Genomic DNA, 7,247 nt, shown 5'->3' on the forward strand with positions numbered 1-7,247 from the left:
AATGAAACTGTCGCAAAAGGCTGGCAGAGGATAAGTTGAGCCGGTTAAGCGCGTGACCTTCGGAATCGGAGCGGTTCCGTGACGGATCATGCGTCATGAAAGCGTGTTAGAGCGTCGATTACGCGTCCGGCCGTGTGTAGCGCTCCAAAAGGACGATTGCGGGCAAGGGAACCATGAACGAACTGAAGCCGGTGCAGAGCGAGTTCATCACCGTCGAGGCGGCGACCCCCGACGGCGGCAATCCCGACCGTTTCGTCAACCGCGAATTCTCCTGGTTGCAGTTCAACCGCCGCGTGCTCGAGGAATCGCTGAACGGGCGCCATCCGCTGCTCGAGCGCGTCCGCTTCCTGTCGATCTCGGCCGCAAATCTCGACGAGTTCTTCATGGTCCGCGTCGCCGGCCTCGCCGGCCAGGTGCGCGAGGGCATCGTGCTGAAGAGCCCGGACGGCCGCACGCCCGAGCAGCAGCTCGAGCAATTGCTGCGCGAGGTCGAGCGCCTGCAGGAGGATCAGCAGAAGAGCCTGTCGACGCTGATGGAGCTGCTCAACAAGGAAGGCATCGAGAGCATCGCCCGCGACGGCCTGACCAAGGACGAGAGGGCCTGGCTGGAAGAGCATTTCCAGGAGCAGGTTTTCCCGGTGCTGACGCCGCTGTCGATCGACCCGGCGCACCCGTTCCCCTTCATCCCCAATCTCGGTTTCTCGATGGCGCTGCAGCTGCGCCACCGCAAGAACGGCGAGGAGATGAGCGCGCTGCTGCGCCTGCCGGTGGCGCTGCGGCGCTTCATCCGTCTGCCTGACCGCAAGCACCATGTGCGCTTCATCCCGCTGGAGGAAGCGGTTGGCCTCTATATCGGCAAGCTGTTCCCTGGATATGAGGTCAAGGGTTCGGGCACGTTCCGCATCATTCGCGACAGCGATATCGAGGTGGAGGAAGAGTCGGAAGACCTCGTGCGCCTGTTCGAGACGGCGCTGAAGCGCCGCCGCCGCGGGTCCGTCATCCGCATAGAATTCGACACACTGATGCCGGCGGAATTGCGCGAGTTCGTCGCCGGCGAGCTCGGCGTCTCGTCGAGCCGCATCAGCGTGCTTACCGGCCCGCTGGCGCTCAACCAGATCTCCGAAATCGTCGCCGTCCCGCGCGACGATCTCAAATTCACGCCTTACAATCCGCGTTTTCCCGAGCGCATCCGCGAGCATGGCGGCGACTGCCTGGCCGCCATCCGCGAGAAGGACATCATCGTCCACCACCCGTACGAATCCTTCGACGTCGTGGTGCAGTTCCTGCGCCAGGCGGCGGCCGATCCGGAAGTCGTCGCCATCAAGCAGACGCTCTATCGCACCTCGAACGACAGCCCGATCGTGCGGGCGCTGATCGATGCGGCCGAGGCCGGCAAGTCGGTGACGGCGCTGGTCGAGCTCAAGGCGCGCTTCGACGAGGAGGCCAATATCCGCTGGGCGCGCGACCTCGAACGCGCCGGCGTCCAGGTCGTGTTCGGCTTCCTGGAGTTGAAGACCCACGCCAAGATGTCGCTCATCGTGCGTCGCGAGGACGGCCGGCTGCGCAACTACGTCCATCTCGGCACCGGCAACTACCATCCGGTCACTGCCCGCATCTACACCGACCTGTCCTTCTTCACCACCGATCCGACGATCGCGCGCGATGTCGCGCAGATATTCAACTTCATCACCGGCTATGCGGAACCGGCCGAGGAGATGCGTCTTGCGGTGTCGCCCTTCACGGCGCGCGACCGCATCCTGAGGCACATCTCCGAGGAGATCGCCCATGCACGCGAGGGCACGCCGGCCCGCATCTGGATGAAGATGAACGCGCTCGTCGATCCGACCGTCATCGACGCGCTCTATGACGCCAGCCGCGCCGGCGTCGAGGTCGACCTCGTCGTGCGCGGCATCTGCTGCCTGCGGCCGCAGGTGCCGGGCCTTTCCGAGAACATCAGGGTGAAGTCGATCGTCGGCCGCTTCCTCGAGCACAGCCGCATCTTTTGCTTCGGCAACGGCTACGGTCTGCCGTCGGACGAGGCGGTCGTCTACATCTCCTCGGCCGACATGATGCCGCGCAATCTCGACCGCCGCGTCGAGACCCTGGTGCCGATCACCAATCCAACTGTGCATGAACAGGTGCTTGGCCAGATCATGCTCGGCAACATCATGGACAACCAGCAAAGTTTCGACGTATTGGCTGACGGCACCTCCCGGCGCGTCGTGCTGGAGGAGGGCGAGGAACCGTTCAACGCGCAGGAATATTTCATGACCAATCCGAGCCTTTCCGGACGGGGTGACGCGCTGAAATCGCATGCGCCCAGGCGCATTGCCCAGTTCAAGCGCCGCAAGAAGAACGCCGCCGCGTGATTTCAACGTCCCAGGGCCGGCTCCAGGACCGGAGGCCGCTGTCGATCATCGACATCGGATCGAACTCGATCCGCCTCGTCATCTATGAAGGGCTGGCGCGCTCGCCGACGCTTGTGTTCAACGAAAAGATGCTGGCCGGTCTCGGCCGCGGCATCGTTTCGACAGGCAAGCTCGATCCCGAGGCGGTAACGCGCTCGATGGAGGAGTTCCGCCGTTTTCGCGCGCTTTCGGACCAGGCGGGCGCGCAGAACATGTATGTGCTGGCGACGGCTGCCGCGCGCGAGGCAGTCAACGGCCCGGACTTCATCCACCGCGCCGAGGAGGTGCTGAAGACCGAGATCCGTGTGCTCTCCGGCCGCGAGGAAGCGCACTATTCGGCGCTCGGCGTCATCTCAGGCTTCCACCCGGCCAACGGCATCGCCGGCGACCTTGGCGGCGGCAGCCTGGAGCTCGTCGACATCAATGGCGAAGCGATCGGCGACGGCATCACGCTGCCGCTCGGCGGCCTGCGCCTGCAGGACATGGCGAAGAACTCGCTCGCCCAGGCGCAGAAGATCGCGCGCCAGGAACTGGCGCGGGCGAAGCTCTTGAAGGGCGGGCAGGGCAGGGTCTTCTACGCCGTCGGCGGCACCTGGCGAAACCTCGCCCGGCTGCACATGGAGATGAACAACTACCCGCTCGGCGTCATGCATCATTACGAGATCGCCGCCGACAGTGCCCAGAACTTCCTCAGGCAGGTGGCCAAGGGCGAGGTCGAGAAGGTCAAAGGCATCGAGGGCGTCTCCAAGAACCGCCGCTCGCTGCTGCCTTACGGCGCGGTCGTGCTGCAGGAGATCATGGCGGCCATGCAGCCCTCCAAGATTGTCGTCTCGGCGCAAGGCGTGCGCGAGGGATTCCTCTATTCGCTGCTGGACGCGGCCGAGCAGAAGGCCGATCCGCTGATCTCGGCGGCGGAAGAGCTTGCTCTCCTGCGCTCGCGCTCGGTCGACCACGCGCACGATCTCGTCGAATGGACGGGCAAGGCCTTCAAGGCCTTCGGCATCGACGAGACGGTGGACGAGGCGCGCTATCGCCACGCCGCCTGCCTGCTTGCCGATATCGGCTGGCGCGCGCATCCGGAATATCGCGGCAGGCAGTCGCTCAACATCATCGCGCATGCCTCCTTCATCGGCGTCGATCATCCCGGCCGCGCCTATCTGGCTCTGGCCAGCGCCTACCGCCATGACGGCGTCTTCAACGATGGCATCGCGCCCGAGATCAAGGCGCTGGCGCCGCCGCGCATGCTCGAGCGCGCCCGCGCGCTGGCGGCAATGATGCGTGTCGTCTACCTGCTGACGGCGGCGATGCCCGGCGTCATGCCGCGGCTGAAATGGGAAAGCCGACCAAACGGCGCGCTGGCGCTGGTTCTGCCGGCGTCGCTCGCCGACCTCTACGGCGAACGCCCGGCCGGCCGGCTGGCGCAGCTGGCCAGGGTCACCAACCGCCGCCTGGTGCTGGCGGTCGAGGGCGGGCCGAGCGTTTCGGTGAAGTAGCGGATCAGGTCACTTCGGCGTCGATGCCGAAGCTGCGTCCATCTGCCGACCATGCGCCCGCGCCCGCCATGGCGAGCGCCAGGAAGCCGCCGGCAATTGCAATGTCCTTCATCAGCATCTGCTGGTGCATGAAGGCTAAAGTCGCATCGTCAGCGCCCTGGCCGTAGTGGCCGATGAGGCCGGCGACGATTGAGAACGCGGCAAGCAAAAGCGCCACGATCCGCGTCTGGAAGCCGGCAAGGATCAATAAGCCGGCGATCAGCTCGAATAGCCCGGTGCCCCAAGCGGCCAAGGTCGGCAGCGGCAGGCCGAGGCCGGCGAAATAGCTGGTCGTGCCGGCGATGTTGGTCAGCGCCTGGAAACCTGAGGGCACGAAGAGCGCGGCAAGCAGCAGCCGCGAGACCAGAAGCAGTGCATTGCGAAACATTGCAGCCTCCCTTGCCGGTGTCCGATCGGGATCACACCGGCTGCCGGCGCAGTTTACGCCTGCAATCAGAAAACGAAAAAGCGGCGCGGAAAATTCCGCGCCGCTTTCATCTCAGGCTTGGGAGGAGAAGGCTTAGCCGCGCTTGGCGTCGATCGAATAGGCGCCGGCGCCGGAGGAGGCGAGCAGGATGAAGCCGCCGGTGATGGCGAGGTTCTTGAGAAACTGGATCATCTGCATCTGGTCGGCCCAGCCGGTGTGGGCGACCAGACCGGTGGCGATCGTGAACACGGCGAGCACCCAAGCGACAACCCGGGTCTGGAAGCCGACGAGGACGGCGAGGCCGCCAAGCAGTTCGATCAGGCCGACGACAACGGCGGTGACCGTCGGTAGCGGCAGGCCGAGGGCGCCGAAATAGCCGGCGGTGCCGGCAATCGCGGTGAGCTTGCCGAAGCCGGAAAGCAGGAAGATGACGGCGAGCAGGATGCGGCCGAGCAGGATGGTGGTAGAGCTGTTGGATGCAGTGCCGGCGCCGGCGGTAGAAGTGTTGATGGACATGGCGAGTCTCCGAATGGGTTGAATGCCCAGTCAGATAGACGACGACGACTGTTCACCAAAGCCGCTTATGTGGCGACACATTGTTCACAGATTCTATGTTTCTGCGATTGCCCAATCGGCGCGAAATTCATGTCGCCGAAATTGGTTGCGGGAGTAAATTGTCCCGCCGCCAAATGCTGGTCCCCCGGCACAGAACCTGACGCAATAGTGCTGGCGTTGTCGCAGCATATGCCTTGGAGATTGGCCGAAACGCCCATCGCGTCGTCATCCTTGGGCGAAGCAAGGAGCGCGGCGACGCAGCGCAGACCCAAGGATCCTGTGACATCAAAGCGCTGCTACGGTGCAGAATCTGCTCCGCTGCATTCCTTGGCTATGGTCACGGCATGGATCCTTGGGTCTTCGCTCCGCTTCGCGTCACTACGCCCAAGGATGACGAGAGTTGGGGAGCCCTCGGCAAATCTCGGACGTATGCAATGGCCGCCGAGACAAACCGTGCATCGCACTACCCCGGATGCGTCATGTCCTCGGGCCGCACCAGCCGGTCGTAGTCGGCTTCGCTGACCAGCCCAGTGGCCAAGGCCTCCTCGCGCAACGTCGTGCCATTCTTGTGCGCCGTCTTGGCTATCTTGGCGGCGTTGTCGTAGCCGATGGTGGGGGCGAGCGCCGTCACCAGCATCAGCGAGCGGTTCAATGCCTCCCGTATGTTGTCTTCCCTCGCCTCGATGCCGACCACGCAATTGTCGGTGAAGGAGACCGCGGCGTCGGCAAGCAACTGCACCGACTGCAGGAAGTTGTAGGCCATCAGCGGGTTGTAGACGTTGAGCTCGAAATGGCCCTGGCTGCCGGCGAAGGCGAGCGCGGCGTTGTTGCCGAACACCTGCACGCAGACCTGCGTCAGCGCCTCGCACTGGGTCGGGTTGACCTTGCCCGGCATGATCGAGGATCCCGGTTCGTTTTCCGGCAGCGAGAGCTCGCCGAGGCCCGAGCGCGGGCCCGAACCGAGCAGGCGGATGTCGTTGGCGATCTTGAACAGGGCCGCGGCGGCCGCGTTGATCGCGCCATGCGAGAACACCATGGAATCATGCGCGGCAAGCGCCTCGAACTTGTTCGGCGCGGTGACGAAGGCGATGCCGGTGATGGCAGCGATGCGGTCCGCCACCTTCTCGGCAAAACCCACCGGCGCATTGAGGCCGGTGCCGACGGCGGTGCCGCCCTGCGCCAGTTCCTGCAGGCCGGGCAGTGTCAGTTCGATGCGCTTGATCGAAGACGCGACCTGGGCGGCGTAGCCGGAGAATTCCTGGCCGAGGGTAAGCGGCGTGGCGTCCTGCGTATGGGTGCGGCCGATCTTGATGATGTGGTTGAAGGCGCGGGCTTTGGCGTCGAGCGCCTTGTGCAGGTGGTGCAGGGCAGGGATCAGATGGTGGGCGACCCGCTCGGCGCAGGCGATGTGCATGGCCGTCGGATAGGTGTCGTTCGACGACTGGCTCATATTGACTTGGTCGTTGGGGTGCACGGGCTTCTTGGAGCCCATCACGCCGCCGAGCATCTCGATCGCCCGGTTAGAGATCACCTCGTTGGCGTTCATGTTGGACTGCGTGCCCGAGCCCGTCTGCCAGACCACCAGCGGGAAGTGCTCGTCGAGCTTGCCGTCGATCACTTCCTGCGCGGCGTCAACGATCGCCTTGCCGATGGTGGGATCGAGCCGCTTCATCTCCATGTTCACTTCGGCGGCCGCACGCTTGACGATGCCGAGCGCGCGCACGATCGAGGCCGGCTGTTTCTCCCAACCGATCTTGAAATTGCCCAAAGAACGCTGCGCCTGCGCGCCCCAATAGCGGTCGGCAGCCACCTCGATGGGACCGAAAGTATCGGTTTCGGTTCTGGTCTTTTCAGCGCTCACGGGAAATCTCCGGTCTGTCGATTTGCGCAACGGCGTATCGCGTTGCACAAATGGCATCAAGCGGAGATTGCGGGTGCAAATGATGCAAATCGGTTGAAGGTAGGCCGATCTCCCTTAGTGGCGGGGCGGCGGTGACAGCCAAACACCCCCTTGTGGGTCCCTTGTGGGGGAGATGCCCGGCAGGGCAGAGGGGGGCGCGAAGGATCTCGACTTTTCAGTTGAACCGAGGCCACAAAAGCGCACCGAAGAATACGGATAAGCTGGCGGGACAGCGCCCCCCTCTGGCCTGCCGACCATCTCCCCCACAAGATGCTATGAGGGCGTGGATGGCGGCGTGATGTTTCGCCAGGATTGGTTTTCCACCCACGCAACAAGGGAGAAGGCCAGTGTCGCATGACCAATCGGGTATCGCATCTGGCACCGCCACCCGCGGCGATCATGGCGCAATCACAGCGTCTTTGGAA

At 64.2% G+C, this 7,247-nt stretch carries 5 protein-coding genes; 2 read left to right on the forward strand and 3 right to left on the reverse strand.

The window, feature by feature from the left end:
- The first annotated feature begins 173 nt into the window (after nucleotides 1-173).
- Together EH240_RS33750 and ppx are read left to right on the forward strand one after the other, a co-directional pair.
- Nucleotides 174-2,369: an RNA degradosome polyphosphate kinase gene (locus EH240_RS33750; RefSeq protein ID WP_125006660.1), complete on the forward strand. Its 2,196-nt coding sequence runs from the start codon at nucleotides 174-176 to the stop codon at nucleotides 2,367-2,369.
- Nucleotides 2,366-3,901, forward strand: a complete 1,536-nt coding sequence (gene ppx, locus EH240_RS33755; RefSeq protein ID WP_125006662.1) for an exopolyphosphatase — start codon at nucleotides 2,366-2,368, stop codon at nucleotides 3,899-3,901. Before EH240_RS33750 ends, ppx begins: the two co-directional genes overlap by 4 nt.
- A gap of 4 nt (nucleotides 3,902-3,905) precedes the next feature.
- Here ppx and EH240_RS33760 read toward each other — a convergent pair whose 3' ends face one another.
- The 3 genes from EH240_RS33760 to fumC form a co-directional block, all read right to left on the reverse strand.
- Nucleotides 3,906-4,328 (reverse strand): DoxX family protein, encoded by a 423-nt coding sequence (locus EH240_RS33760; protein WP_125006664.1) that lies wholly within the window; start codon nucleotides 4,326-4,328, stop codon nucleotides 3,906-3,908.
- A gap of 132 nt (nucleotides 4,329-4,460) precedes the next feature.
- On the reverse strand, nucleotides 4,461-4,883 hold the full coding sequence (locus tag EH240_RS33765) for a DoxX family protein (protein WP_125006666.1): 423 nt from the start codon (nucleotides 4,881-4,883) through the stop codon (nucleotides 4,461-4,463).
- A 502-nt stretch (nucleotides 4,884-5,385) separates the two neighbouring features.
- Nucleotides 5,386-6,783, reverse strand: coding sequence for a class II fumarate hydratase (gene fumC / locus EH240_RS33770; protein WP_125006668.1), 1,398 nt, complete (start codon nucleotides 6,781-6,783; stop codon nucleotides 5,386-5,388).
- Nucleotides 6,784-7,247: the final 464 nt, after the last annotated feature.

Origin of the sequence: Mesorhizobium tamadayense (assembly GCF_003863365.1) — a bacterium.
GTDB lineage: Bacteria > Pseudomonadota > Alphaproteobacteria > Rhizobiales > Rhizobiaceae > Mesorhizobium > Mesorhizobium tamadayense.